Annotated in this window: 28 protein-coding genes; 6 read left to right on the top strand and 22 right to left on the bottom strand. The window is 38.6% G+C overall.

Annotated features, from left to right (window positions below; genetic code table 11):
* Positions 1-125: 125 nt before the first annotated feature.
* Positions 126-872 (top strand): MlaE family ABC transporter permease, encoded by a 747-nt coding sequence (locus tag M23134_RS17510; RefSeq protein WP_002698459.1) that lies wholly within the window; start codon positions 126-128, stop codon positions 870-872.
* Between the two features lie 204 nt (positions 873-1076).
* Here the strand turns inward: M23134_RS17510 and M23134_RS17505 are convergent, their stop codons facing one another.
* Positions 1077-3926, bottom strand: a complete 2850-nt coding sequence (locus tag M23134_RS17505; protein WP_002698456.1) for a UvrD-helicase domain-containing protein — start codon at positions 3924-3926, stop codon at positions 1077-1079.
* A gap of 359 nt (positions 3927-4285) precedes the next feature.
* On the opposite strand from M23134_RS17505, the gene M23134_RS41205 reads away from it, so the two are divergent.
* Together M23134_RS41205 and M23134_RS17500 are read left to right on the top strand one after the other, a co-directional pair.
* The gene (locus M23134_RS41205) at positions 4286-4444 is read left to right on the top strand and encodes a hypothetical protein (RefSeq protein WP_002698454.1); all 159 of its coding nucleotides are present in this window, start codon (positions 4286-4288) and stop codon (positions 4442-4444) included.
* A 22-nt stretch (positions 4445-4466) separates the two neighbouring features.
* A complete protein-coding gene (locus tag M23134_RS17500; RefSeq protein WP_002698452.1) occupies positions 4467-4826 on the top strand; it encodes a CoA-binding protein in 360 nt (119 codons plus the stop codon).
* A 129-nt stretch (positions 4827-4955) separates the two neighbouring features.
* Here M23134_RS17500 and M23134_RS17495 read toward each other — a convergent pair whose 3' ends face one another.
* Positions 4956-5408: a GNAT family N-acetyltransferase gene (locus M23134_RS17495; RefSeq protein ID WP_002698450.1), complete on the bottom strand. Its 453-nt coding sequence runs from the start codon at positions 5406-5408 to the stop codon at positions 4956-4958.
* On the bottom strand, positions 5409-6107 hold the full coding sequence (tmk, locus tag M23134_RS17490) for a dTMP kinase (protein ID WP_002698447.1): 699 nt from the start codon (positions 6105-6107) through the stop codon (positions 5409-5411).
* Positions 6108-6471: 364 nt separating this feature from the next.
* Between tmk and M23134_RS17485 the strand changes: the two genes are divergently transcribed.
* A complete protein-coding gene (locus M23134_RS17485; RefSeq protein ID WP_002698445.1) occupies positions 6472-6714 on the top strand; it encodes a hypothetical protein in 243 nt (80 codons plus the stop codon).
* Between the two features lie 86 nt (positions 6715-6800).
* Here M23134_RS17485 and M23134_RS17480 read toward each other — a convergent pair whose 3' ends face one another.
* The 4 genes from M23134_RS17480 to kbl all read right to left on the bottom strand — a co-directional run bounded on the left by M23134_RS17480 (position 6801) and on the right by kbl (position 10618).
* Complete coding sequence (locus M23134_RS17480; protein WP_002698444.1) at positions 6801-7958, bottom strand: formimidoylglutamase; 1158 nt, start codon at positions 7956-7958, stop codon at positions 6801-6803.
* A 162-nt stretch (positions 7959-8120) separates the two neighbouring features.
* A complete protein-coding gene (locus M23134_RS17475; RefSeq protein WP_002698443.1) occupies positions 8121-8921 on the bottom strand; it encodes an N-formylglutamate amidohydrolase in 801 nt (266 codons plus the stop codon).
* A gap of 24 nt (positions 8922-8945) precedes the next feature.
* Entirely contained in the window at positions 8946-9371 is a 426-nt protein-coding gene (locus M23134_RS17470) for an acyl-CoA thioesterase (protein ID WP_002698441.1), read from the bottom strand.
* Positions 9372-9430: 59 nt separating this feature from the next.
* A complete protein-coding gene (gene kbl / locus M23134_RS17465; RefSeq protein WP_002698439.1) occupies positions 9431-10618 on the bottom strand; it encodes a glycine C-acetyltransferase in 1188 nt (395 codons plus the stop codon).
* Positions 10619-10828: 210 nt separating this feature from the next.
* Between kbl and M23134_RS17460 the strand changes: the two genes are divergently transcribed.
* A complete protein-coding gene (locus M23134_RS17460) occupies positions 10829-11791 on the top strand; it encodes a TIGR01777 family oxidoreductase (RefSeq protein ID WP_002698438.1) in 963 nt (320 codons plus the stop codon).
* Positions 11792-11922: 131 nt separating this feature from the next.
* Complete coding sequence (locus tag M23134_RS17455; RefSeq protein ID WP_157558527.1) at positions 11923-12669, top strand: hypothetical protein; 747 nt, start codon at positions 11923-11925, stop codon at positions 12667-12669.
* Between the two features lie 374 nt (positions 12670-13043).
* Here M23134_RS17455 and M23134_RS17450 read toward each other — a convergent pair whose 3' ends face one another.
* From M23134_RS17450 to M23134_RS17380, 15 genes are all read right to left on the bottom strand, one after another.
* Positions 13044-13940 (bottom strand): anti-sigma factor, encoded by an 897-nt coding sequence (locus tag M23134_RS17450; protein ID WP_157558526.1) that lies wholly within the window; start codon positions 13938-13940, stop codon positions 13044-13046.
* A 32-nt stretch (positions 13941-13972) separates the two neighbouring features.
* Positions 13973-14509 carry an RNA polymerase sigma factor gene (locus M23134_RS17445; RefSeq protein WP_002698435.1) on the bottom strand — a complete coding sequence of 179 codons (537 nt, stop codon included), beginning with the start codon at positions 14507-14509 and terminating at the stop codon, positions 13973-13975.
* Between the two features lie 145 nt (positions 14510-14654).
* Entirely contained in the window at positions 14655-15224 is a 570-nt protein-coding gene (locus M23134_RS17440) for a MarC family protein (RefSeq protein WP_002698434.1), read from the bottom strand.
* A 170-nt stretch (positions 15225-15394) separates the two neighbouring features.
* Positions 15395-16456, bottom strand: a complete 1062-nt coding sequence (locus M23134_RS17435) for an aminotransferase class V-fold PLP-dependent enzyme (protein WP_002698433.1) — start codon at positions 16454-16456, stop codon at positions 15395-15397.
* Positions 16457-16652: 196 nt separating this feature from the next.
* On the bottom strand, positions 16653-17075 hold the full coding sequence (locus tag M23134_RS17430; RefSeq protein WP_002698432.1) for a hypothetical protein: 423 nt from the start codon (positions 17073-17075) through the stop codon (positions 16653-16655).
* A gap of 31 nt (positions 17076-17106) precedes the next feature.
* Positions 17107-17556 (bottom strand): hypothetical protein, encoded by a 450-nt coding sequence (locus M23134_RS17425; protein ID WP_045113767.1) that lies wholly within the window; start codon positions 17554-17556, stop codon positions 17107-17109.
* Positions 17549-19195, bottom strand: a complete 1647-nt coding sequence (locus M23134_RS42755; protein ID WP_002698430.1) for an alpha/beta hydrolase fold domain-containing protein — start codon at positions 19193-19195, stop codon at positions 17549-17551. Before M23134_RS42755 ends, M23134_RS17425 begins: the two co-directional genes overlap by 8 nt.
* A 65-nt stretch (positions 19196-19260) precedes the next feature.
* Positions 19261-19686 carry a hypothetical protein gene (locus tag M23134_RS17415; RefSeq protein ID WP_002698429.1) on the bottom strand — a complete coding sequence of 142 codons (426 nt, stop codon included), beginning with the start codon at positions 19684-19686 and terminating at the stop codon, positions 19261-19263.
* Positions 19687-20151: 465 nt separating this feature from the next.
* The gene (locus M23134_RS17410; protein WP_002698427.1) at positions 20152-20916 is read right to left on the bottom strand and encodes a HesA/MoeB/ThiF family protein; all 765 of its coding nucleotides are present in this window, start codon (positions 20914-20916) and stop codon (positions 20152-20154) included.
* 135 nt (positions 20917-21051) lie between these two features.
* The gene (gene accC, locus M23134_RS17405; RefSeq protein WP_002698425.1) at positions 21052-22395 is read right to left on the bottom strand and encodes an acetyl-CoA carboxylase biotin carboxylase subunit; all 1344 of its coding nucleotides are present in this window, start codon (positions 22393-22395) and stop codon (positions 21052-21054) included.
* 105 nt (positions 22396-22500) lie between these two features.
* Positions 22501-23007, bottom strand: a complete 507-nt coding sequence (gene accB, locus M23134_RS17400) for an acetyl-CoA carboxylase biotin carboxyl carrier protein (RefSeq protein ID WP_002698423.1) — start codon at positions 23005-23007, stop codon at positions 22501-22503.
* Between the two features lie 36 nt (positions 23008-23043).
* Complete coding sequence (locus tag M23134_RS17395; RefSeq protein WP_002698421.1) at positions 23044-24099, bottom strand: beta-ketoacyl-ACP synthase III; 1056 nt, start codon at positions 24097-24099, stop codon at positions 23044-23046.
* A 44-nt stretch (positions 24100-24143) separates the two neighbouring features.
* Positions 24144-25103, bottom strand: coding sequence for a phosphate acyltransferase PlsX (gene plsX, locus M23134_RS17390; RefSeq protein ID WP_045113789.1), 960 nt, complete (start codon positions 25101-25103; stop codon positions 24144-24146).
* A 92-nt stretch (positions 25104-25195) separates the two neighbouring features.
* A complete protein-coding gene (gene rpmF, locus M23134_RS17385) occupies positions 25196-25390 on the bottom strand; it encodes a 50S ribosomal protein L32 (protein ID WP_045113766.1) in 195 nt (64 codons plus the stop codon).
* A gap of 42 nt (positions 25391-25432) precedes the next feature.
* Positions 25433-25993 carry a YceD family protein gene (locus M23134_RS17380; protein ID WP_002698417.1) on the bottom strand — a complete coding sequence of 187 codons (561 nt, stop codon included), beginning with the start codon at positions 25991-25993 and terminating at the stop codon, positions 25433-25435.
* Positions 25994-26097: the final 104 nt, after the last annotated feature.

Raw genomic sequence — 26097 nt, 5'->3', positions numbered from 1 at the left:
AGAAATCGCTTGTATCGAAACTCCAATGTACAAGGCAAACATATTTTATCAGGCAAATTGTTCATAAGTCGATGATAAAATATGTACTTTTAAAATCTTAGAACAGAATTGATCATTAAAAAAATATGCAGACTTTAGGCAAATACTGTATTTTCATTGCAAGCTTATTTTACAACCGTGAACGTTTTAAAGTATATGTACGCCTGACCATAGACGAATGTATGCGTATAGGCATAGACTCTGTATTTATTGTAGTCATTACATCTACTTTTATAGGAGCAGTAGCCGCAGTACAAACCGCTTATAACCTGGTGAGTCCTGCCATACCTTTGTATGTGATAGGCACCATTGTACGCGATATGGCAATACTAGAGTTTGCCCCTACCATTACCTGTATTGTACTGGCGGGTAAAGTGGGCTCAAACATCGCTGGTGGACTGGGCACTATGCGTATTACCGAACAAGTAGATGCTATAGAAGTAATGGGCATCAACGCTGCTTCTTACCTGGTACTACCCAAAATTACAGCAGCTTTGATCACCATTCCAATGTTATGCGTCATTGCCGGATTTTTGTCTATTATGGGTGGTTTTATCTCAGGCACAGTCACTGGAGCTCTTACTGAATCACAGTACATTTATGGCATCCGTTGGGACTTTAATCCAGGAGGTATCTACTTTGCTATTATCAAATCATTTGTGTTTGCTTACCTAATATCTTCTATCTCGGCCTTCAAAGGCTTTTTTACCACAGGTGGAGCGTTAGAGGTAGGGCAATCAAGTACCAATGCGGTTACCAGTAGTACCATTGCCGTCTTGTTTGCCGATTATATTTTGGCACAATTACTTGCCGGTATATTGTTAGGACAGTAAGAAGCCCACACAGGGGGCAAACGACAAGCTTCAAGTTGCACCCCGTAATTGCGTTGAATTCATCACAGCAAGCTGCTTCAGGTTCGGTTCACAGGTAGCTAACAATTCATAGTTTCACTTATTTTCAGCAAGTCATATATTAATAAAAAGCTCAGCGATTAACCAATCGTTGAGCTTTTTGGCTGTAGCCAATACATGTGTAGTTTACACTTGCTCGGGGGTTTCTTCGGCAGGTTGTTCTGTGCCTTTTTCGACCAACGACCGTTTCCATTTGGCAGTGTTTTTTACTCTTTTGTGAATATCGGTAGAGATGAGCTCATCTATATAAAAATACTTGTCTTCGTCCTCTTCTGTTGCCTCACCCTGCGCTTTGGGCTCACCCATTTCTATAGGATAAGTAGCATTGCCTTCTTCCCAAAATTGTCGATTGAGCAAGTATTGATGCATCAAGGTACTCACTCTTTTTGGGGGCTTTTTAGAAGCAAAATTTTCAAGACGGGTAAAAATATACAAACGATCTACGGCACGGGTAAAAGCTACATATAATAAGTTTACATTTTCTATAAATGTTTTTTCTATTTCGTCGTGGTACTGGTCTGCCACCAGGGTTTCGGCCAACTTGCTACTTACCTGTACTATAGAGGTACTTAGGTAGTTGCTAGAGTGTTTGAAAGTAAACTCCTCGCGGGGTAGGTTAATCCACATAGTAGAGTTACGTTTGGGGGTGTACTCCCATTCGGCAAATGGCAAAATAACTACCGAATACTCCAGCCCTTTGGATTTATGAATGGTAGTAATGGTAATGGCATCCTGGTCTTTGGGGGTATTGACACTTACTACGTCTTTTTTGTCTTCCCAATACTCCAGAAAATCGGTCAAAGTAGTATTTTTTTGCAAGTTAAACTCAATCACCAAGTCAAGAAAACGAAACAAATATTCTAGTCGGTTTTGGTGCTCAAACAACCCAAATACTTCTATCAACTTCTCTACCAATTCGTAGACTCCCAATTGCTGTAACATTCCTTGGCTAATGTCATACCCTTCGCCTTGGATGTGTTCAAAAAACTCGGCTATAGGTTTTGTAATCAAGCTTTTAATCACATTATTTATCATATCATCAGGGGTAATACGCTTGATCACCCGATAAAATAAATACAACACTTCAGACCTTAACAAGCGGTCGTGCGGGTTTTTGATTAGCTTAAGAAAAGCAATGATAAAGTGTACCTTGTCATCGCTGGCAAGCAACAAAGAGGTTTGAGAAATCACAGGAAAGCCTTTACTTTTCAGAAAAACAGCTATTTCCTGCCCACTGCCATTGCTACGAGTGAGTACAGCAATGTCTTTTTTGGCAAAACCTTGGTTGAGCGCCGTAGAAATGGTGACCAAAATATACTCAAGGGTATCGGTATGGTAGGTATCTTTGTTTACAAATTGTATTTCTACATGCCCTCCGGTTTTGGTGTTTTGTTCGGGAATCGCCTGTTCAAAATCTTCATCATATATTTGATCAAGCAATGGAAACTCGTGACGGTACATGTCTACCAAATCGCGAAAGAAACTGTTGTTAAACTCTATCACTTCACGAGTACTGCGGTAGTTGTGCTTCAACTGGGCTGCCAAGTGGTTTTGGTGCAAAGTAGCATAACGGTCGCGCAACAAGTTAAAGGTGTTTTCTTGCATCAACGAGGGCTGAAGCAATGCCCCAATATTGTTTTTATATAAATGCACCAACTGCTCCATTTCGCCACCCCGCCAGCGGTAAATTGCTTGTTTAGCATCGCCTACTATCAGGTTAAAATTGTGCTCGGCAAGGTTGTTTTCTACCAGTGGCAATAGGTTTTGCCATTGCAGTACCGAAGTGTCCTGAAACTCATCTATTAGAATATGGTTGTACTTCTCCCCTACCCTTTCGTAAATAAAAGGCACGGGTTCGTTAGAGATAATCTCGGCTATTTTTTTGTTGGTATCCGAAATGTGAATCGAGTTATTTTCTATTTTTAGTTCTTCCAGTTCACTTTCTACCTCGTGGATCAACGCCATTTTGTAAATATGTGGGGTAATCAACGACACCAACAAGTAAATGCTTTTCAGGTTTCGCAAGTGGGCAATGTCTTGAGCAAGCGATGGAGCAATGGCGTCTATACCAGGTTGCGCCTTGCCCGAATACCACTTATTATTATTCAATGCTTGCATTACATAGCTGTTGGCAGGTTTTTCCAGGTCTTTGCCTTGAGCCAGCTTTTGAAAATAGCCTCCTACTCCCTTGGCTTTCTGAAAAAAATCATTGACTCCCACCCCTTGCGCTTGCATGAGGCTCAAGCCTTGTTCGGCAATGGTTACAATTTGACTCTTAAGGTTTTTCTTATAATTAAAGAGTTCTTCTTTGATAATCTGAAAGTCATCTACGGTCAATTTTTTCAACTGGTTGAGGTAGTTATACGACCTTTCATTCATCAAATCTTTAGAAAAGTCAGCAAGTTCGGGTGCAATTTGTGCCCAGTTTTTACCTTCTTCTGCCTTCTTTTCTGCCCAATCTACCAATATATTCGACAGGTTTTCTTTGGTTTCTCGCCCTACCTTTGCCAGTACCCGGTCTATAGCGGTTTCTAAGAGTTTGTCTGTGTCCAGGTCTACATCATAGTTATAAGGAATGTCCAGCTCTTGGGTAAAAGCAGTGGTAATTTTATTGACAAATCGGTCGATGGTACTTACGGCAAAGTCACTGTAGTTATAAATAATTTTGACAAATACTTTTTGCGCTCTTGTTCTGAGTTTTTCAGGCGCTACCCCTAGCTCTTCGGCTATGCCAAACAACAACTGATCGCTCCCTTTTCGGGCTTTATCGTCTAGTGTATCGGGTTGGGCAAACCCTTGCAAAGCATTGACAATACGTGCCTTCATTTCATTGGCAGCATCATTGGTAAAAGTGATGGCCAAAATGTATTTAAAGTAGTGGGGTTGGTCTCCTTGCAAGGCAAGTTTCAGGTACTCTCTGGTAAGTGTGTAGGTTTTGCCCGAACCTGCCGAAGAACTGTATATTTTAAAAAGCATTTATTCTTGTTTTGAATGAGGGCAGGTCAGCTCTTAGAAAAATTGCCTGCCTGTTTGCTATAAACTTGATGTCAATTGTTATTATAAAGTTAATCAACATTCGCCAGAATCTGTTAACTCCTCAAGTGTTTTCAAAAATATCCGGCACTGTTAACTGTTTTTTGTCCTAATTAATGCTGGCATGCAAAAATATAAAAAACTGGTTATCAAGCAAATAAGTAGGGTTATCGAAGTTTATTTGATTTTTTTAAATAAAAATAGTACTCTAAGTGCTCGATAAGACTGGTTTGGCAGGCTTATCCATCCTTTAAAAAATTGGTTATACAATAAATGTTTGTATAGTTAAAATACCATAAATTATGAGTACACTACAAATTACAGAAGAACAAAAAGAAAAGTTGGCTAAAATTACTGAGGAAAATTTTTGGCATATAGCCAAGCAAGTACAAGACGATGTAAAGGTGCTGAACAAACAACAAGAAGAGGAAAAAACAGCACAAGCACCTCCCTCAGAATAACTAAAAAAAAGTAAATCAACCAATGAAAAATACACTGATTCTAGGAGCAACCACCAACCCCTCACGTTATGCTTTTTTGGCGGCAGACCGCCTCACTGGATATGGTCACGAGATTTTTCCAGTGGGTATAAAAAAGGGACAAGTATTTGGCAAAGACATCATCAATGACAAAAAGGTAATCGGCAATATAGATACCATTACGCTATATATTGGGGCTCGCCACCAAAGCGAATGGTATGACTATATATTAAAAACCAAACCCAAACGCTTGATTTTTAATCCTGGTACCGAAAACATGGAGTTGGCGCAACTTGCCAAAGACAATAGCATAGAGCCTGTGTTTGCCTGTACACTGGTTATGTTGTCTACTGGGCAGTATTAAACTAACAAGCGATCTTATCACAAGATAAGGTCGCTTGTTTTTTATTTTCATTGCAATCACTTATTGATTTTACACGGGGAAGCACAATGTCTCATCGAATCACTTGATATGCCGCTCGGCTACATTCGCCTACTTCAATGCTTTCTTCATACATACGCTGGTGGCTAATCCAGCATATTGCCCGTAGTTATCCATCAGTTCATAACCCGCCTTGGTATATAACCTAATCGCCTCTACTTGCTTTACTCCAGTTTCCAATACACAAGTGGTAAACCCCTCTTCGGCAGCCCACTGCTCCAGATGTTGCAGCATTGCCTGAGCAACGCCTTTACTTCGATGATCGGGATGCACAAACATACGTTTGAGTTCTATGGTTTGCTCATTGTAGGGTTTGATAGCCCCACAGCCTGCCGCTACTCCATTGCTATAAGCCACTAGCACCCAGCGTATAGCGTCTACCTTGTTGTATTGGGCATAAAAATCGTGATCTTCGCCATCTTGCACCTTCAGGTAAGCATCCAGGTGTTTGATAAGGTCTATAAAATCTTCGTTGTCCGAATGAGTTCTTTCTAAAGTAAGCATTTATCCTTCGTTCAATTGGTCAAACCTTGCTTTTATCTCGGCGTGGATTTGCTCAGGAGGCAAATAATTACCTTTTTCGTCTGAACACTTGATCAAATGAAAGTCAGGTTGTTCTTTGACCATTTGTAAGTACTCTTGGCGCACTTTTTCTTGCAAATCGAGTGAGTCTTCGTGAATATCACTTTTGCCTTGCAAATAAGCCCGGTCGTCGCCTTCGCGTTGGTTGGTCAATGATTTTTTGATCGAAGCAAAGGGAACATCTAAAAACAGAGAAGAAGCCGGTCGAGGCAGCAAATTAAATTCATATTCAAACTCTAGAATCCACTTCTTGAGGGTGTCTTTTTCTGTTTGGTTGTCAAACTTAGCACATTGAAAAGCAATGTTAGAGTTGACATAACGATCGGCAATGACTACGTACCCATCGGCAAGCCATTGATTGATTTGCTCCAAATGCTCTACCCGGTTACCCGCAAATATCAAAGCCGCTATTTTGGGGTGTACCTGATCTAAGGCACCCAAATCGCCACGTAAAAATTCAGCCGTAAGTTGCCCATAGTAACCCTCACCCATGACCGGAAAATGAATGTGTTGGTACTTGATCCCTGCATTTTGTAAGTGAGCCGTGATGAGCTTAAGCTGGGTTGACTTGCCTGAACCGTCCAGCCCTTCTATTACAATAAATTTGTTGGGTTTTGTCATTGTTCTATTAGAAATTTATTTGCTGGCGCAAATATAATAATAGTCTACAGCTTTTACCATTGCAAACTTAAGGCTGAAAATTGGCACATTACATCCCTAGTGTATGGGGAGTCAATACCGCATTTTTATTGTAATCAATGCATTGAAATGAGAGTATAAGGAAGTATTTTTGAGGTAATGGTAATGCAAGCAAGCACAATATATAAACCACTGAATATCAATATATTAAAACTCAAAACCCTTTGATTTTGATGGTTTTTTAGTTATCTTTACACCATATTCTCAGGGTGAGAATATAGCCCAAGAGGTATTAGCTTGGAAACTTCCCTCAAGGGCTTTTAATAAACAATAAATATTTATTAGCATGCAATATAAAACATTTGTATCGGCTGCCCAAAGTGTAGAGGCACCCATTGCTTTAGACATCACATTATTTGAACAATCGGTTCGCAGCCGTATCGAGGCTTTTGCGCTCAACGCCGATGCACTCATTGAACATTGTCAACAACCGGGTTTACCCAATGTTGCCCAACATTTAGAGCAAAGGCTTTTAGAAATCCGTTTCTTACTCAACGATTTGAGTTTTTTACACGCTCATCAAGCCTAATCAATTTTATGCCTGCCAGGTTTTTAAAGCTTGGCAGGTATGACCACAAAACAATACCAGCATTGGTCGCCCACCATGCCAACAAACTACCCCAACTTATTATAAGTCATTAGCCAACGATCGGGTATATCGCCACGGCTGGCTTTTTGGTAATCTTTATAACTACAAGGTACAATCATTTTCTCTTTATTAGAAGTAACTGTCTGAGGATAAGGTACTTCCATCCACCATTTTTGGGTCACCTTGTGTTTATAAAATATAATGTTGCTGGAGTTGTTTAGTCTCGAAACTACATATTTCATAAAGGCGTTGCCATTAAAGTTGAGCTCATCGGTGCGGTGATAATACCCCTCTACAAAATACCAAATCATTGTAGCAATCAACGAAGCCGTTTGATGGCGCACATCTTCGTCGGGGTTGTACTCATAAAAACCAATAGAGCTCAAGCGTGCGCTTAACCCCGCATACCAACAAATCTGACAAGCTTCTTCGCCGGTTAGCCCAAAGTTTTGCGCATTTCGGTTACCTACGGCATCACTCATTTTGATGGCTGTCAGGTCAAAACTCAACATATCGGCGTTGCGCACCACAGGTTCTATTTCGTTCAGGTCGTCCCGCATTTGTCCTACACTGTATGCATCAAAATTGAGTTTTTCGAGGGTCTCGAGAGTTTTAGGGGAGTTAAGGTAACTTTGATAGCCTAAGTGACTAAAAGCAAACAAATAACCGGGTTGGTGAGTAAGCATTTTATGTACATGGCAAGTGCTCATATCTGGCAAGGGAGTTTGCTCAAGGTCTATGCAAGCGTCTACATTTACCATATTGATAATTTTACCTGCCTGTTCGTATGCTAAAAACTGCCCCAAAGTCAGGTCGTGTGACCCTCCCAATACAATAGGGATCACGTTTTTATTGAGTAAAAACTCACAGGATTGACGCAAACGAGTGTAGGTTTCTTCGAGGCTCATACCACTGCGTAAATTACCCAAATCTACAATCTGATAAGCCCCTTTGCCTTTCTTCAGGCGATACAGGCGTTTACGTATTTCGTTGGCGGCTTTTGCCACTCCCTGATTGGTTTGGGTACCCCGTTCTTCGGTTACCCCAACAATTGCTAAATGCTTTTTTTCCCATTTTATCGGTCTTTTATCATAGACCTGCACATGTTCATACCAAGTATCAGTACCTGCTATTCCTTCAAAAAGGGTCTTGTCTAATGCATCGAAAAAGAGCGTAAAGTCCATAATGGTACCTGGGTCTTTTAAAACAGTTTGAGCAAATATAGTTTTAATTCAGCACAAGCTGCAAGTAGTCAACTATAAGATCAGTATTTAATTCTGATAATAAGCCACTACTTTATTCTTTATAAATACTTAAACAATTGACTATCAACAACTTATTTTATATCAATCCAAATTTCCCAATGCTGTTATCAATTGGTTAAACATAGGTTTTAAGATTTCTTTTAACTTTTCGGCACGCTTGGGAGCATACTCAGTTTCAGCATCGTTCATGTACAAAGTTTTGCTGCGTTCGAGCTGTAGTGCATGCCGCTTGCGCGATGGTTGCCCAAACGAACGAGTGATGTGCCCCCCCTTAAAAAGTGTATTGTGTTCAAGAGAGTAATCACCAGCGGCCAAACCTTCAAGCGAAACTTTAATCAACGCTGCATGCGCCGATTTCTCGTCGTTACTTCCCAACAACAGATCAGGAAAAGGATTCGAATGAATGGTTTTTACTACCTGTCTGATAGAGTGTGCATCGTATAACAACACGTGGGGAAAATCTTTTTGCAAATCATCCAGCAAATCATTTACCTTTTGGTGGTAAGGCAAGTAGTACGCCTCTAGCCTTCGTTGCACCTCGGCAGGGTCAGGAGTTGCCCCTATATACAATGATTCGCCCAGAAAATTGGTAGTAGGTGTCAATGCTGTAATTACTCTGCCATCGTTGTACAAAGGTTTACTTTCAGGGTTACGGTTCAAATCTATTACCCAACGGCTATAGTGCGCTTTGATCACCGTAATACCCAAGGCTGGGGCAAAATCATACAAACGGTCTACAAACCAATCGGTATCATCGGGTTGAGCAATCAGTTCGGGTACATATTGCGACTTAATATCGTCAGGAAAAGCTACTCCACAATGGGGTACACTTATCACAATGGGCACCTTGGGTGCAGTGGGGGCTATAATTTGGTAAGTCATTTTTTTAGGCTTGATTGGTGTTAATTATTTGCGTTCACACGCTAACATTTTGTCTTTGAGCACTTGTGGCAAGGGGGCTTTTTCTCGTTTCGAGTAATCATAACTCACAATGCGAGATGTACCCTTGGCAGCTATTTGCTGGTGTTGGTGGCTTACTACCACATGCTCCATGACAAATCCAAATTCATAAAAGCTATCTGTTTGTATTCGGGTAGCAATAGAGATAGTGTCAGGGTGTATCAAAGGAATGCGGTAACGACAGCTGGTTTCGGCAAGGATAGGTCCTATTTGGTCAAAATCAGAAAAACCAATCTCATCAAAATAAGCAATGCGTCCACTTTCAAAATACCTAAAATATACAGTATTGTTGATATGTTGTGCCGCGTCCATATCGCCCCAGGCTATTTTTTGTTCTATTATCGAAGGGTAGTCTTTTAGTAAGTCTTGCATGTATGTTTCAATAAAATACCTGCCAGCATTGAAACACCGACAGGTATATTTTAAATGATTTATATTACTCCTAATTCTTTACCCACTTCGGTAAACGACTCAATGGCTTTGTCAAGATGGTGACGTTCGTGCACTGCCGAAATTTGCACCCGAATACGTGCTTGCCCCTTAGGTACAACAGGGTAATAAAACCCAATGACATAAATGCCTTTAGCAAGGAGTTTTTCGGCAAACTTCTGTGAAAGTGGTGCATCGTACAACATAATGGGCACAATGGCATGTACACCTGGTTTGATGTCGAACCCGGCAGCAGTCATTTTTTCACGGAAGTAAGTTGTGTTGTCTTCCAGCTTATCGCGCAAAGCAGTAGTTTCTGACAACATTTTAAATACCTCAATAGACGCTCCTACAATGGCAGGCGCCAAAGTGTTAGAAAACAAATAAGGACGTGAACGCTGGCGTAACATTTCTATAATTTCTTTTTTACCCGTAGTAAAACCACCAGAAGCTCCGCCCATAGCCTTGCCCAAAGTACCTGTTACAATGTCTACCCTGTCCATTACCCCACAATGTTCTGGCACACCACGCCCAGTTTTACCCATAAATCCGGTAGAGTGGCATTCGTCCGTCATTACCAATGCCTTGTATTTGTCGGCAAGGTCACAAATTTTATCCATTTGGGCTATAGTGCCATCCATCGAAAAAACACCATCAGTTACAATGATACGGTGGCGACAGTTTTGGCTTTCTTTCAACCTTTCTTCCAGGTCTGCCATGTCGTTATGTTTGTAACGAAAACGCTGAGCCTTGCACAGTCTTACGCCGTCAATGATAGAGGCGTGGTTTAGCTGGTCAGAAATGATGGCATCTTCAGCATTGAACAAAGGCTCAAAAACTCCTCCGTTGGCATCAAAAGCCGCAGCATATAAAATGGTGTCTTCAGTGCCAAAAAACTCAGAAATACGACGTTCAAGCTCTTTGTGAATATCTTGAGTACCACAAATAAAACGCACCGAAGCCATTCCAAAACCATACTTCTCTAAGGCGTCTTGGGCTGCTTTGATTATTCGTGGGTGGTTTGCCAAGCCTAAATAGTTGTTGGCACAAAAGTTAATCACCTCACCCGCTTCGTCGGTGGTAATGTCGGCGGTTTGTTGTGAGGTAATAATACGTTCTGATTTATATAAACCAGCTTCTTTTATTTCAGCCAGTTCTTTTTCCAATACAGGTTTAAGAGTCTCGTACATAATGATTGTGTATTTTGTAATAGTTCCGCACTGGAGCAAACGCTCCGCAAGAAAATTGAAGGTAGAAAACAAGTAGGAGAATGCAAAATTTAGGTTTTCTGATTTTTCGGAGACATAAAAAGCAATAATAAAATCAAACTTTCAGAAAATTCTGAAACTTCTATTAAAAACAGAACGTTGTAAGCAAGTACCCACTACCCTAATAAGAACATGAACAAGCAAAGAAAAATAGTAATACCAGGTGGTACTGGATTTATAGGTCAGGTAATGGCCAGGCATTTTGTGGCACAAGGCGATGAGGTGATTATATTAACCAGAAAAAAAAGTACGCAAAAAGACGGTGTACAATATGTACAATGGGATGGCAAAAATTTAGACAGTTGGGCAACTACTTTTGAGGGAGCAGATGCTGTCATCAATATGGCAGGAAGAACAGTCAATTGTCGTTATAATAAGAAAAACAAGCAACAAATTTACGACTCACGCTTGTTCTCTACCGAGGTGATAGGGGTAGCTATAGCCCAATGTGAGCACCCACCTGCACTTTGGATCAATGCCGGATCGGCTACTATTTACCGCCATGCACTAGACCGCCCTATGGATGAAGCTACTGGGGAATTTGGCAGTGGTTTTTCGGTAGATGTATGTCAAAAATGGGAAGCTACTTTTGACAAAATGAAAACACCTCATACTCGTAAATTGATGTTAAGGATTGCCATGGTACTTGGGCGTGAAGGCGGAGTAATTCCCCCTTTTATGAATTTAGTAAAACGCGGTCTGGGTGGTACTCAAGGCAAAGGCAATCAATTCATTAGCTGGATACACGAATACGATTTTGTACGGATAATAGAGTGGTTAATGGCACACAAAGAAGTGACAGGAGTATTGAATGTCTCGAGCCCCCACCCTGAGCCCAATCAAAAGTTTATGAAAACTTTGAGGCAGGTCATGAACGTTTCTTTTGGTTTGCCTGCCACGCAATGGATGCTCGAAATAGGTGCTTGGTTTATTGGTACCGAAACCGAACTGATTGTAAAAAGCCGCCAAGTAGTGCCAGGGCGTTTGCAAGCATTAGGTTTTACCCTCAAGTATCCTTATTTGAAAGAAGCCTTCGAAGAAATTATACATGGTCAACGAAGTCCTCAAACTACTCAGGAAATAGTAAATAGCTAAACTATTGTAAGATTGATGATTGTTAAACTCTCTTTTGGATTTTCTAAAAGAGAGTTTTTTTTATGTAAAAGCTTTTATTCCAAGGATTTAACGAACATATTTATGCATTCACAAATTATCGACATTAGATTATGCAAACTATCTCTAAACACTCGGTTAGTTCTTTACTCCTGACCTTACTAGTGACAAGCTTCTGGAGTTGCAAAACAGTTAAAACTCCTACAACCACTCAAAATTCCATTGCCAATATTGTTTCTGGATACGATCAGGTACCTTCTGAAGCTTACAAAGCTCCTATAGTGACTGCCATGAAAAAAGGCTGGAAGCCTATGTCCAAAGATCAGGTAAAAGCAGAAGTAAAAAAACTGATTACTCAAGCCAATATTTACCCAGTACCCGCAAACACGTTTTATTATCAACAATATGCTACGGGCAGTACCAATGCTAGTTTTACTACATTTTATCGGGTATTTGGTGGAGTCGCTACGCTGGGGGGATCTTTCGTCACACTGAAGCCTATCAAAAGTAAAGAAAAAACTATCAAAGAAAGTGCTTTAATTACTGCCTGGGGCAATACTGTTACCTGGGAGGCAAAAATACAAATACCGAAAGGAACCATCATTAGTGTAGGTTTAGCTGGACCACAGTTGAGCACCAAATCTCCTCCTCAGTTTTTAGCCGGGGGAGGCAGTCAAATGATTTTGCCGTTTGGCTGGATAAAAAACGCCCGCTATAAGGTGGCTGTGCGTAAGTTAGACGCCAGCGGTAAACCTATTAGTAACTTCAAAGACATTCCTTTTAGTCAAAGAGCGGCTCTACAAACCGCTATTAAAACCAATGATAAATTTACTATCAAGCGAATTATGGGCATAGAGTAGTAATCATATCGAAAAGAAAAAGCACCTGCATTGCAAGGTGCTTTTTACCAAAAAATATTGAGGGAATTATTATTTTTAAGCTAATTTGCTCTTTATGTTTTTATTGCCTTTTGAGGCTAGTGCACTGGAAACTAAATTCCTACCACATTATTTGGAGTCTTTAGCTCGCTGACTTTACTTCAAAAAGTTTGCGTAGCTCCGGTTCCGATATGCATCGGAATTGTAAACTAACTCTGCACGATTTTTAAAGTGCGTCAGAAAACAAAACTCATCCTAAATAACCGAGGCTACAGTTCTACTGTGCCGAGCTCTGCTTCAGCTAATAGCGCATTTACTTAATGTTTAAGGTACTGGTTATCATCTTTTAAGAAGTATTACTGTTTTTTGGTAAACTTACCAATAAATAAAACTTCTTCAGTCTCCGTACTCATTACTCGCCAATAGTAAAGCCCTTGTTTCAAAGACTGGGTATTCAAAGTTGTTTTACCAGATTTGTTCGGAAAATTATATGTTTTCATAATCTGGTTTTTATTGTTGTATACTTTTACAGTGATGTTTTCAACTGAAGCATCATTCGATTTCCATTGAATGAGCATTTCGTTGCCCACTGATGGGGTTTTTTGTGGTTGGATAATTTCAAACTTTAATTTGGACTGGTTTTCACTACGATTTTTCAAAACACTTGATTGCTCTAAAATAAGCTTTTCAAATGTATCGTTTACTTCAAAATTGGTAGCCAAAAAAGCCATTTCTTGTGTTGCCTTTGGCTTTTTCTCTGTCACAGTCTTTGCTGTTTTTTCAGGTATCTTAGTGGGTTTGCTGTCTTTGCGCTCATACTCTACAGTAAGCACCTTAGAGTTTTTACTGCTTGAGGTTTGATTCCAATCAATGTTTGAAAACATCAAACTTACGGCTACCAAACTTACAAAAAGTAAAGCTATAGCAGCGGCATAACGGTTGCTTACTCTACGTGGAAAAAATATTGGTTTAACAGTTGCGCGCTGATCTTTCTGGTTAAGGGGTGCATTAGCTACTAGTTGATGTTTGTTTGAGTTAGTTTTTTTATTTGTAAGGCTCAGATCCAAACCTTTCAATAAGATTTCTTCATCCAGAAAGTCGGTAAATGCGGTTAACTTTCTGTAATCGTCTACATCACTGATAAATTCCTGGTCTGTGGCCATTAGCTGGTCAAAAACACTTCGCTCAGCAGCACTTAGTCTGCCATCAAAATATTTTTCTATTAGCTCAAACTTTGATTCATTATCTCTCATTGTACCATCCATAAATTTTGTCACTTTCCTTTTTAATGACGTTGGTTTTTCATCTCATTTAGCATCCTTTTCTTCAATTTTTGCGAACATTTATATTTTGCTGCTGAAGCATTTTGGGTATCACCAAAACCCATTTCTGTTGTGATTGATTGAAGAGATTTATAGCTGTAATAAAATAGTTTTAATAATTTTTGACACCGTTCGCCCAGTTGCTCTAAGCACTTAGACATAAGGTGCCGCTCTGTTTCCCAAACATCCTGTTCTGACTTATCTTCCAAGTCAACACTTAGTCTGAGATTTTGTTGGGCTTTTTTAGAGTCCCGGTATAGTTTATTTCTTGCAATTGCAAAAATATATGATTCGATTGATTGCTCTATGTGGGTGAGCTTTCCTTGGTTAATATTGTTAAACAATACTTCTACAGCTTCTGAGTAAGCATCTTCTACCACCAACACATCACATTCAGGAAAGCGGGCTTTCATAATATTTACAAAACGATTTTTATGCTGATGATAAATCGCTTGTAATAATTCTTGATCCCCCTGTTTTAGTTTATCAATAAGTTGCATTCTATTTTTCTCCCTCTTTGCTTTTATGTACATCTGTCAGGGCAAATCTATCCCCCTGCATTCTATTTTTTCTCAAAAAAATAGCCAGCTACTTTATAAGCAGCTGACTATCAAATATATAAATTTATTCTCACTTTATAGCACACTAAAGCAACATAACATTGGTTTTGAACAACTTAACGGCTATTGCCAATAAAATCACTCCAAATATGCGCCTTAACACATCGGCTCCTGCCTGCCCTAACTTTCGTTCAATCCATCCTAATGATTTTAGAACTATCAAAACAAATATCAGGTTTACAAATATACCCACTACCACGCTCAATTGAGCATATTCTGCTCTTAATGACACAATGGTGGTCATTGTTCCAGCCCCAGCAATGATAGGAAAAGCCAGCGGCACTATAGAAGTACTTTTAGGATCATTGGCAGACTTAAACAAGTGTACTCCAAGCACCATTTCTACCCCCAACACAAACAAAATAAACGACCCTGCAATGGCAAAGGAGGCAACATCTATTCCGAAAAGTCTAAGGATAGATTCTCCCAGAAACAAAAACACGAACATAATTACCCCTGCCACCAGAGTGGCTTTCACCGACTGAATTTCACCGGCTTTTTGCCTAAGGTCAATGACAATAGGTATTGAACCTAAGATATCAATTACAGAAAAAAGCACTAAAGATACTGATAAAATTTCTTTTAAACTTAACATTGTTACCTCCTTTCAATTTAAGGACACCATAAAAAAAACCACCGTACACTTATTACTTAAATACAATTAAGCAACACGCACACTAGGTGGCTGTATTTGAATGGCGCAAAGGTATAATGTTTTAAAATATTTACCTCAGGGTTGTAATAAAAGAATATTTAAAGTACTTATCAACTCATCATAGTGTTAAAAAAATCTTTCAATAGTTCTATTTCAAAATCTTCAATTGCAGGAAAGTTGGCTATTCTAAAGGTAGTATCTTTCCATTTACCATAACCATTGCCCAGAATAATATTTTTTTGCTTTGCCAAATCTTTAATATGGGCTATTCGATTTAAACTACCTTTTAGCGAAATTACTGTGGCTGATCTTACTGCTGGATTTTCGTTCAATAACTGTAAGCCTTCTATCTTTTCAAAAAAACTATAGTATGCCTGAGCTCTTTGCTTCACCATTTTATCTACTTTCTCTATGCTGGGAACTTGTTGCAAAACCTGATTCAACAAGTAAATATTCAAGATATTGGGCGTGTAAGTTGTTTGCCAATCTTGCATTTTTTCTATCATCAAAGCCAAACTATTGTAATGATTTCGTTCATTGATTGCCAAAGCATGTTCAATTGCTTTGGGTGAACACAGCATAATTGCCATTCCGGCGGGCAAACCCAGGCACTTTTGCACTGAAGCATACCAGACATCTGCCTGCGAAATGTCTAACTGTACTCCTCCTAATGATGAAGTAGCATCTACTGCAATGAGCTGTGCTGGAAAACTTTGCCTTAAATCACGCAGAAACGTGGAAGACAAAGCAGTCGCATTGGAGGTTTCGTTGTGTGTAATAGCAATGAGCTCGTGGGCTGGGTTGATGGTCAATTGCAGAATGTCTAATGAAGTGGCAGGGTCAAAAGCATACTGAGTGGTGTTGATTCCTAGTTCTTGAGTACGCTTTGCCCATTTTTCACCAAATGCTCCATTGTATACATGATAACTTTGCTTTTGTATCAACGATTGGGCAATGATTTCCCAACATTCAGTAGCCGACGAAGTATAAAACACCCAATAGTCAGGTGGTATAGTCAGCTTTTGCTTCAGTAAACTGATGGTTTGACTTGAAAGCTCGACAAAAGCAGAGCTGCGATGGTTTTGCGACAAAATGCCCTTTTCAACTGCTTGTTGGGTATATTTTCCTATTTGTGGGTAAACCTTGGAGGGTCCGGGGTAAAATGTGATCATAGAAACAGTTTTTAATAATGAATCTTTGGTTTAATGAACCATTATTCAAATATCAACAAAAATGCTTCAAATTTATCCATCTATTGCTACACTAAATACATAGCTGCTGTGGGAGAAAGGGTACAACACAATACTATTTTGTCTGAATACAATAGAAATGAAGTTAGCGCAAGGTTGGCTAACAAAATATAATAAGTTATAAACCTAAAATCCACTCGGTGGCTTGTTGTTCATCTTCAAAATAACGTACTACTCCTTCGTTTATATTATCCTCTTCAATGGCTTGCTCTACAGATACTTGAGTATAAAAATCTTTGCTGGCAATCACTGCAATTTTTAATACATTATACTTAGAAAAAATCTGCGAAGAAATAGCAGCAGTAGACCATTCCTGCAATTCTGGCGACATGGTATCCATGCGTTCCTTGATATTGATTACTATATAGTTTAGTTTATCACATTCTTGCAATACTTTGTCACGATCAGCATTCATCAAAGCTTTATACTCATCATCTTCTATAGCTTCGCTTGCCTTATGCCATATCAACTCATACAGTTTAAGCTCTTGATCAAATGAAGACTCAAAATATTGATTATTTGAGAGGGTGATTTTTGCCATGTTTTTCTGTTTTAGAAAGTAAACTTAGCTCCTAGCTAAAATTATGCTTTTTATGATGAGATAAAATCCAATCATAAGCTTCTTCCTTGTTTTCAAAATAATGGGTAACTCTATCCATCGTCTCATCCTCCTCTACTGCTTGGCTCACTGATACTCGACTAAATATATCTTGGCTTACGACCAAGGCTATTTTGAGTTGAGGGTTTGCCTCCATTACTTCAGACGTAATCTCTTTCGCTGACCACTCCTGCAACTCAGGTGACATAGTCATCAAAAAATCACGGTTGTCTAATAACAAAAAATTGACTACATCATAATTATTAAACAACTTATTTTGATCTGACAGCATCGCTATCTTATAGTCATCTTCACTCATATTGGCAGTATTTGGCAACCAAATTAACTCATACAACATTAAGTTATTGTCAAAAGAAGAGATATAATAACTATTATGGCCTATAGAAATGATGTGATTACTCATGATATTGGTGTTTTATAAATGCGGCAAGATTATCAAGTGCTTCTTTTGATTTTTTTGCTGCTTGGTTAATATACTTTTGATCAATACCTTTATCAACATCTTCAGATAATATTTTATGAGTTAAATGCCAAACATGGGGTTGGTTAGGGTATACCTCTAGAGCAACTTCTACTCCAGCTGACGCTGCTTTATCTGCCAATGTTATACTATCGTCTAATAAACTATCATGTGTACCTATTTGTATAAGGGTAGGAGGTAGCCCTGTCAAGTCTGCATACACAGGAGATACACCAGGATGAGTAGTTTCATAAACTCCTCTATACATAGCAGCTGCTTCTTTCAAAGCTTTCCCATTCTCCGTCAACACCTTATCTGAAGCTATCAACCGTTTCCAAGAATCAGAAGAAAAAGTTAAATCTACCCAAGGGCTTAACAATATATTCAAAGCAGGTAATTTCTGCTCGGTACTCTCGTTTAGCAACGTTATTTGAGTAGCAAGTACTAAGCCTCCTCCAGCAGAATCTCCCATCATAATGACATTATCAGCATTTACTTTTTTGTTGTTAGCTTCATCACTTATAAGCCAACTATACACTTTTATTAGCTCGTTTACTGCTGTTGGGTAGGGGTGTTCTGGGGCTAAACTATATTCAACAAATAATATTTCAGAGCCCGTAAGTATAGCAATATCAGCTACTAAACCTTGATGTGACTTGAGCGAACCTTGTACATATGCTCCACCATGTAGATATAAAATTAATCTTTCGTTTTTTATTTCTGTTGGTGTAAACCAATAACAGATAACACCTTGTATGCTTTCTTCTACGATACTAACACCTTCAGGAACAGGGTAAGCCTTTGAAAACTTTTCATTTGTTGTTTTTCTATCGCTTTCTAATGTACCTCTGTCAAAGCCAACCCCAGTCTGTACCACCTTGGCGGGGTTTCCAGCTACCATACTATAAGCTGGAACATCTTTGGTCACTACAGCATGGGCTGCTATAATGGCTCCATCACCAATAGTCACTCCCTTAAGTATTGTAGCAAATGGGTTAATCCATACGTGGTTTCCTATTTTTACCTCATCTACTACTACTTTTGTCATCACATCATGAGGGGTGGCTTTATTGTCTTTAGTCTGATAAAAAATTTCTGCACTCGTCATTGAGTTTTTATCACGAGCCATAGACTTTGTAAATGAACGTTCACGGTAATAAGGGTCTGTTTCGTGGTGATTAGAATCAGCAATTAACACATAATAACCAATAAATCCGTTTGTACCTATAGTAACCTTATGCCCTGAAATGATCTGACTGCCTGCACCAAAGTAAGTATCATTTCCAATGGAAATATCACCTCCATAGTTAGTGATAATCAACTCTCCTCTGATATCACAGTTATCTCCAAGCGTAATTTTACTCTCACCTTCAAAAGGGTTATATAAAACCGTATTTTTAGAAAATGTTGTATTCTCTCCCTTAGTATGAGCCACTTTTTCTAATTCATCTAAGTAAGTTTGAGTTAGACTCTCATCCAATAATTTTGCAAAAATGCTTGTATTCTTAGGGGTAAATTTATCAACACCTAATATTTCATTAAGCTTATTTGCTAGTTTTTGATATATAGTATTTTTTACCATGGTATTGATTTTAGCAATAGTAAGCAACTATACGTGTACTAACACTTAGCTACTCAGGATAATTATTATAAACCTAAAATCCACTCTCTAGCTTCTTGTTCATCCTCAAAATACTTGGTCGTTTCATTTGTTTGCTCATCTTCTTCTATAGCTTGCTCAATAGACAACTGAGCAATAAAATCACTACTTACCAAGATAGCAGTTCTAATATTGGGGTTTTTCTCAAACATTTTAGAAGTTATTTCTCTCGCTGACCACTCTTGTAAATCAGGTGACATGCTAAATAAGAAATTACGATTGTCTAAAAGAAAAAAGTCTACATCTGGGTAAGCAACCAATAGTTCTTTATCTTTTAGCATTAATGTCTTATAGTCTTCATCTTCCATGTCTTCACTTTCTTTATTCCAGAAAAGCTCATACATGCCCAAATCTTCGTCAAAGTAAGAAGTAAAATACTTATTATCGTCTTGAGATAGTTTAATTCGAGGCATACTTGTTTATATTTTTATATTAATGAATGCGTTTAAGGTAATCTTTTGCTCAAAAAATACACCTAAGTCTTTTGTTATAAATTAAAATATAATCATCATTACTTAGGGCTAAGATTTAACATAATTTAGTAAAAGATTTATTAAATCTATGAAAAATAACACATTAAAGTTTACTGATATTAATACACTAGCCTGATGCTACACCATCAAGAGTATATATAATTTGATAGTTTAATTGAATTCCACCTCCTGTTTTTTATACAACAAACAGTTTTCATAAAGTGCGGTAACAAGATTTCAACAGGAGATTGCACAACCATTAGTTATACACACTTAATCCCATTGCATTAGTCACAATGAAATTAAATGCCAGATTTTGAATAAACAATTGATATATTGAATGGTAAACACAGTAATGTACAAATACAAAAATTGTAAGATTACTATACTAATGTTCTATAGGTTCTACAAAGTACTCAAAAAGTATATTTTAGGAAAAGTTTTGATAGCTACACTATCCAGTATGTTGCACATAATCGTAACAGCTTGCCCTGCTACTAAGTTAGCTCCTACCGACATCTGTGGTAACGGTAACTGTGGATTACTTTTGACCTTTTGTGGTATATCTTTAAACCAGTCCAAATTTAAATGAGAATGCTGCTCTTGAATTTGTGACCATAAAAAGCTTAACACAGTATCTACCTCAGAAGACTTCAATACCTCATCTAACTTCATGCTATCATGAGTTATGACAAAAGTCATAGCTCCCCAACTTAAGTTACCAGGATGAATAATAGGAACACCATACTCCAGACAAGCATTATCAAAAGTGAAAGGGGCTGTAGTATCATAATCCAATGCATTAACAGCTACAGAAACACTTTCATCCACAAAAGAATTCATGTTACCCTCATCCAAAAACACTTGATGGTACTCAATTTTAACGTCTGGATTGATAGCCTGTAAACGCTGGGTTATAGCATCTACTTTTGGTTTACCAACATCTTCCAGTGTATAATTTTGCCGATTTAAGTTACTAATTTCCACCTCGTCAGCGTCTAAAAACACAAAATTTTCAAACCCTAGTCGCAAAGCTGTTTCTGCTATGACACTTCCCAACCCTACCCCCCCAAAAAGTATTTTTGCATTTTTAATTTTTTCTTGTTGGTCTGGATTGATAAATAGGTTATTTCTAGAGTAGCGATCATTTGCTATATTATTATCACTCATGGGGATATAAGTTAATGATTAGATACAAAGCAATATATAAATAATATCTTTTCCCAAAAAGATAAACTCACAAAAAAAACCCCTTGCTCATCACAAGGGGTTTTCATTATTTTTTAACCATTTAGGAAAAAGTCGCTACAAATCCGAAAAGTCAAAATCATCTAGAAATGCAGTAGTAAAGTTACCAGCTTTGAAGTTTTCATCATCCATTAACTTAATGTGGAATGGGATGGTGGTTTTGATGCCTTCTATCACAAACTCCTGCAAGGCTCTTTTCATACGTACCAAGGTCTCTTCACGCGTTTGAGCCGTTACGATCAACTTGGCAATCATAGAGTCATAAAATGGAGGGATTTCATAGCCTGCATAAATATGACTATCAACTCTTACTCCGTGCCCACCTGGTATATGCAAGTTAGTAATTTTACCTGGAGAGGGTCTAAAACCTTTAGCTGGATCCTCGGCGTTGATACGACACTCCATAGAATAAAGATTAGGTGTGTAGTTTTGCCCAGAAATGGCGATACCAGCTGCAATTTTTATCTGCTCTTTGATAAGATCAAAGTCAGTTACTTCTTCTGTAATGGGATGCTCTACCTGAATACGGGTATTCATCTCCATAAAGTAAAACTTATTGTATTTGTCTACCAAAAACTCTACAGTACCTACTCCTTCATAACCAATGGCTTCAGCAGCTCTAACGGCTGCCATCCCCATTTCTTCACGCAACTCAGGTGTCATAATAGGTGATGGTGTTTCTTCTACCAGCTTCTGATGACGACGCTGAATAGAGCAATCTCTTTCGGATAAGTGACAAGCTTTGCCTGACTGATCTCCTGCAATTTGAATCTCGACATGGCGTGGCTCCACTACAAATTTTTCCATGTACATGCCAGCATTACCAAAAGCAGCCTCTGCCTCAGCAGTAGCACTGTTCCAGGCATTCTCAAACTCCTCATCTGATTTGATAATTCGCATTCCACGACCACCGCCACCGGCAGTCGCTTTTATGATTACAGGATAACCAATTTCTACGGCTAGTTTTTTACCTTGCTCTGCCGACTCTAGTAAGCCATCAGATCCTGGCACAACCGGGACTCCGGCAGCTTTCATAGTATCTTTGGCAGAAGCCTTGTCTCCCATAGAGTTAATCATTTCAGGAGAAGCACCAATAAATTTGATGTCGTGCTCAGCACAAATACGAGAAAAATCTGCATTCTCTGATAAAAAACCGTAACCTGGGTGTATCGCGTCTGCATTGGTAATTTCGGCAGCAGCTATCAGGTTAGGAACTTTAAGGTAAGAGTCTTTACTAGCAGGGGGTCCAATGCATACCGCCTCGTCAGCAAAACGTACATGCAGGCTACTTTGGTCAGCAGTAGAGTACACTGCTACTGTTTTAATGCCCATTTCCTTGCAAGTACGAATAATTCGAAGAGCAATTTCGCCTCTATTTGCAATTAATATCTTATTAAACATAGAATATGTTTTCTTTGCTTATGGAATGATCGTGACTTCCTCAGAATAAATAGTATGAGGTAGTGTATTTAAACTAGTCTGCAATACAAAAAATAATACAGTCTTTTAATTAGGCTCTACCAAAAACAGAGGTTGGTCGTATTCTACGGGTGTAGCATTGTCAACCAACACCTTGACAATTGTCCCTGATACATCAGATTCAATCTCATTGAACAGTTTCATTGCTTCAATGATGCAAACAGTTTTTCCAGTCTCTACCGTATCGCCAATATTGACAAATGGAGGGGTTTCGGGGCTTGAAGACCTATAGAAAGTGCCAATCATTGGTGACTTTACAGTGATCAACTTTGACTCATCCACAGCATTGTTGTTCCCATTGCTTGTGGGTGCTTCTGTTGCAGTCGCCACACTATTCTCTGGTGCAACTACTTGTTGAGCTGCTGGAGTAGTGACTGCTGTAGGAGCAGCTACCAAAGTAGCTGGAGCCTCAGTTACATTTACCGGAGTGTTTCGCTTAATGCTAATCTTGAAGTCATCTGACTCGATATTTACTTCAGCAAGCCCCGACTTGGAAATAAAATCTATTAAATCTCTGATTTCTTTTGCTTTCATAAGTATTCTGTTTTTTATACTTAATGTGTATATTTCTTAAGAATCTGGTAATAAGTGTTTATATTCTTCCCGCTTTGCTATTTCCTGACCATCATACGCCCATTTAAGGTATACAGCTCCCCAGGTAAAACCTCCACCAAAAGCAGCCAATATAATATTGTCTCCTTTTTTAAGCTGAGGCTCATAGTTCCAAAAATTTAAAGGAAGCGTACCACTGGTAGTGTTTCCGTATTTGCTAATGGTCATCATTACTTTATCAGATTCCACCCCCTCGTCCAGTCCCATGCTTTTTGCTGTAGCATCTACAATGCGCATGTTTGCCTGGTGTGGATTTAACCAGTTTACATCAGCAGTAGTCAGATGATTACGTTTCATCAACTCTACAACTGAAGATCCCATGTTTGTTACGGCATGTTTAAACACATGCTTGCCTTCCTGATATACGAAATGTTCACGGTTTTCTACAGTTTCTTTGGTAGGTGGATGACGACTCCCACCAGCTTTTTGGTGCAAGTGTTTCCAGCCCGACCCATCAGACTGCAGCACTGCATCTTGTACTCCAACCCCACTATCATCGCCTTCTAACAAGACTGCACCAGCTCCATCACCAAAAATCACGCAGGTTGTACGATCAGTATAATCAATAATAGATGACATTTTATCGGCCCCCACCACTACTACTTTTTTATACATGCCAGTTTCTATAAACTGTGCTGCAGTAAACAGTGAGTATAAAAATCCTGAACAAGCTGCTTGTACGTCGTAATTAAAAGCTTTGGTGGCTCCTACTCCATCTGCTATAAGGTTGGCTGTAGCCGGAAAGACCATGTCAGGAGTGGTAGTGGCGCAAATAAGCAGGTCAATTTCTTCTGGTTTAGTATTCGTCTTTTCCAATAATCCCTGCACTGCTTTGACTCCCATGTGGGAAGTACCCAAGCCCTCTCCTTTAAGTATTCTTCTTGTTTTTATTCCTGTACGAGTAGTAATCCATTCATCATTGGTGTCTACCATCTTAGACAGTTCCTGATTGGTCAAGATATAGTCTGGAACATATCCTTGCACTCCGGTAATAGCAGCTCTTAATTTTGTCATGGCATTTTTTTGGATTAAGGGTGTATTCGTAAAAACAGGTATTTTTACTTCACTGATGATTCAACAATAAAACTTTCTCTGATTTCTTCAGTGATATTGCTTTCAGTGATTTGCTGTCCTAACAGGATCATATTTTTAATCGCAAGATCGTTTGATGCTCCATGTGCAACTATCACATTACCATTTACTCCTAAAATAGGGCTGGCTCCTACAACGTCTGAGTTAAAGTCATCAAAAAACTCATTACTAATTCCCAGCTTTTTTATAATATCAAACATTGACTCCGCCATTTTCACCACCACATTACCTACAAATCCATCACATACCAACACATCAGCTTTATCAAGAAAAATACCTCTGCCTTCTATATTTCCCACAAACTCGATATGCTTATGATTTGTCAATAACTTGTGAGCTTCTTTGACGGCCAAATTTCCCTTTTCCTCTTCTTCTCCAAGGTTTATAAGTCCTACTCTGGGAACAGGTATTTTTAATACATGCTGGCAGAACAAACTGCCTAATTGCGCAAATTGAGCTAATATATCGGGTTTGCAGTCTGTATTAGCACCTACATCTAGTATAATTCCTTTTTCACCACTTACTTTGGGTACATACGCCATAATGACCGGACGAATAATACCAGGGATCAATTGAACGCTAAACATAGCTCCAACCATCATAGCACCAGTATTTCCTGCGCTACAAAAAGCATCTACTTGTTTATTTTTAAGGAGGTTGTACCCAACAGAAATGCTGGACTTAGGCTTTTTTTGTAATGCTTTAATGGGATTTTCGCCCATTTCTATAAAATCGGGGGCATCTATAATTTCTATATTGGATGGGATGGGTTGGTTTTGTTGGGAAAAGGCAGTACGAACTGCCTCTTCTTGCCCAATCAAAACAATTTTAGTGTTCTTATTTACCTCTTCTGAGGCCAATAAGGATCCTTTAATAACAACATCAGGGGCAAAATCACCACCCATTGCATCTACTGCAACTCTCATATCCAGCTTTTGCATTTAAACCTGTAATAAGTTTACATAATATTATATTTTAATATTGTAAACTTTTTTGTAAAAGAAAAGAAAAAAGGATTTTAAGCGATAGGTTCGTAGTCTTCAACTATCATTTTACCACGATAGTAAAGGTTGCCGTCAACTACGTAGGCACGGTGGTACAAATGAGCCTCGCCAGTGTTTTGGCAAACAGCTATAGTACGCTCAGTTGCTTTATAGTGAGTTCTACGTTTGTTGCGTCGTTGTTTCGAAATTTTTCGTTTTGGATGTGCCATGACACTACTATTTTTTTAATGTTTTGAAAAAATTAAATCTAATTAATCTTTATTTTTTAGATTTTTAAGTGCTTGCCAACGAGGGTCTACATCGTCCTCTTCGTGGGCTTGCTTGGTACTATCAGATGATTTAGAACTATACACAAATGTAGAGTTTTCTTCGTCGTCTTCTATGTCTTCTAAACCCTCTTCTTGCTGAAACTTTGGATGCAGTTTTTTCATTGGAATAGCTAATCCAATGAATTCATACACATATTGGGCTATATTAATTGTTTGTTTGTCGCGATTGATGATTTCTATTTCATCTGTCAATGCTTCACTATGATCCCCAAATTTTAGAATGAGGCTTCTTTCTTCCTCAAAGGGAAAATCAAACAATTCAAGACTACGATCACACTCTAACTCAAGTTTACCCTGAATTTGAAAATCGAGCTTTAACAACGTTTCAGACTTTTCCAGGTCTAATAGTACATTAAATTCACCTTTTTGAACCAAACTGTTGGGAAAAGCAGTAAAAAAATCACTACGTGAATTAAACTCGTAGCGATGCTTTCCCAGAGCCATCTTAAATAACTCTATATTATAGTTTGCTATTTCTTTCACAGTTTATGCCTTGAAAATGAATGCGCAAATTTAGTCAGATAATTTTAATTAAAAAAAATATATGGGCTCATATAAATATTTTAGCTACCTATATGCCATCTCCC

The sequence above is a fragment of the Microscilla marina ATCC 23134 genome, from assembly GCF_000169175.1.
Taxonomy (GTDB): domain Bacteria; phylum Bacteroidota; class Bacteroidia; order Cytophagales; family Microscillaceae; genus Microscilla; species Microscilla marina.
The sequence above is the reverse complement of the archived record's forward strand: the minus strand, read 5'-3'. Positions and strand labels throughout refer to the sequence as shown.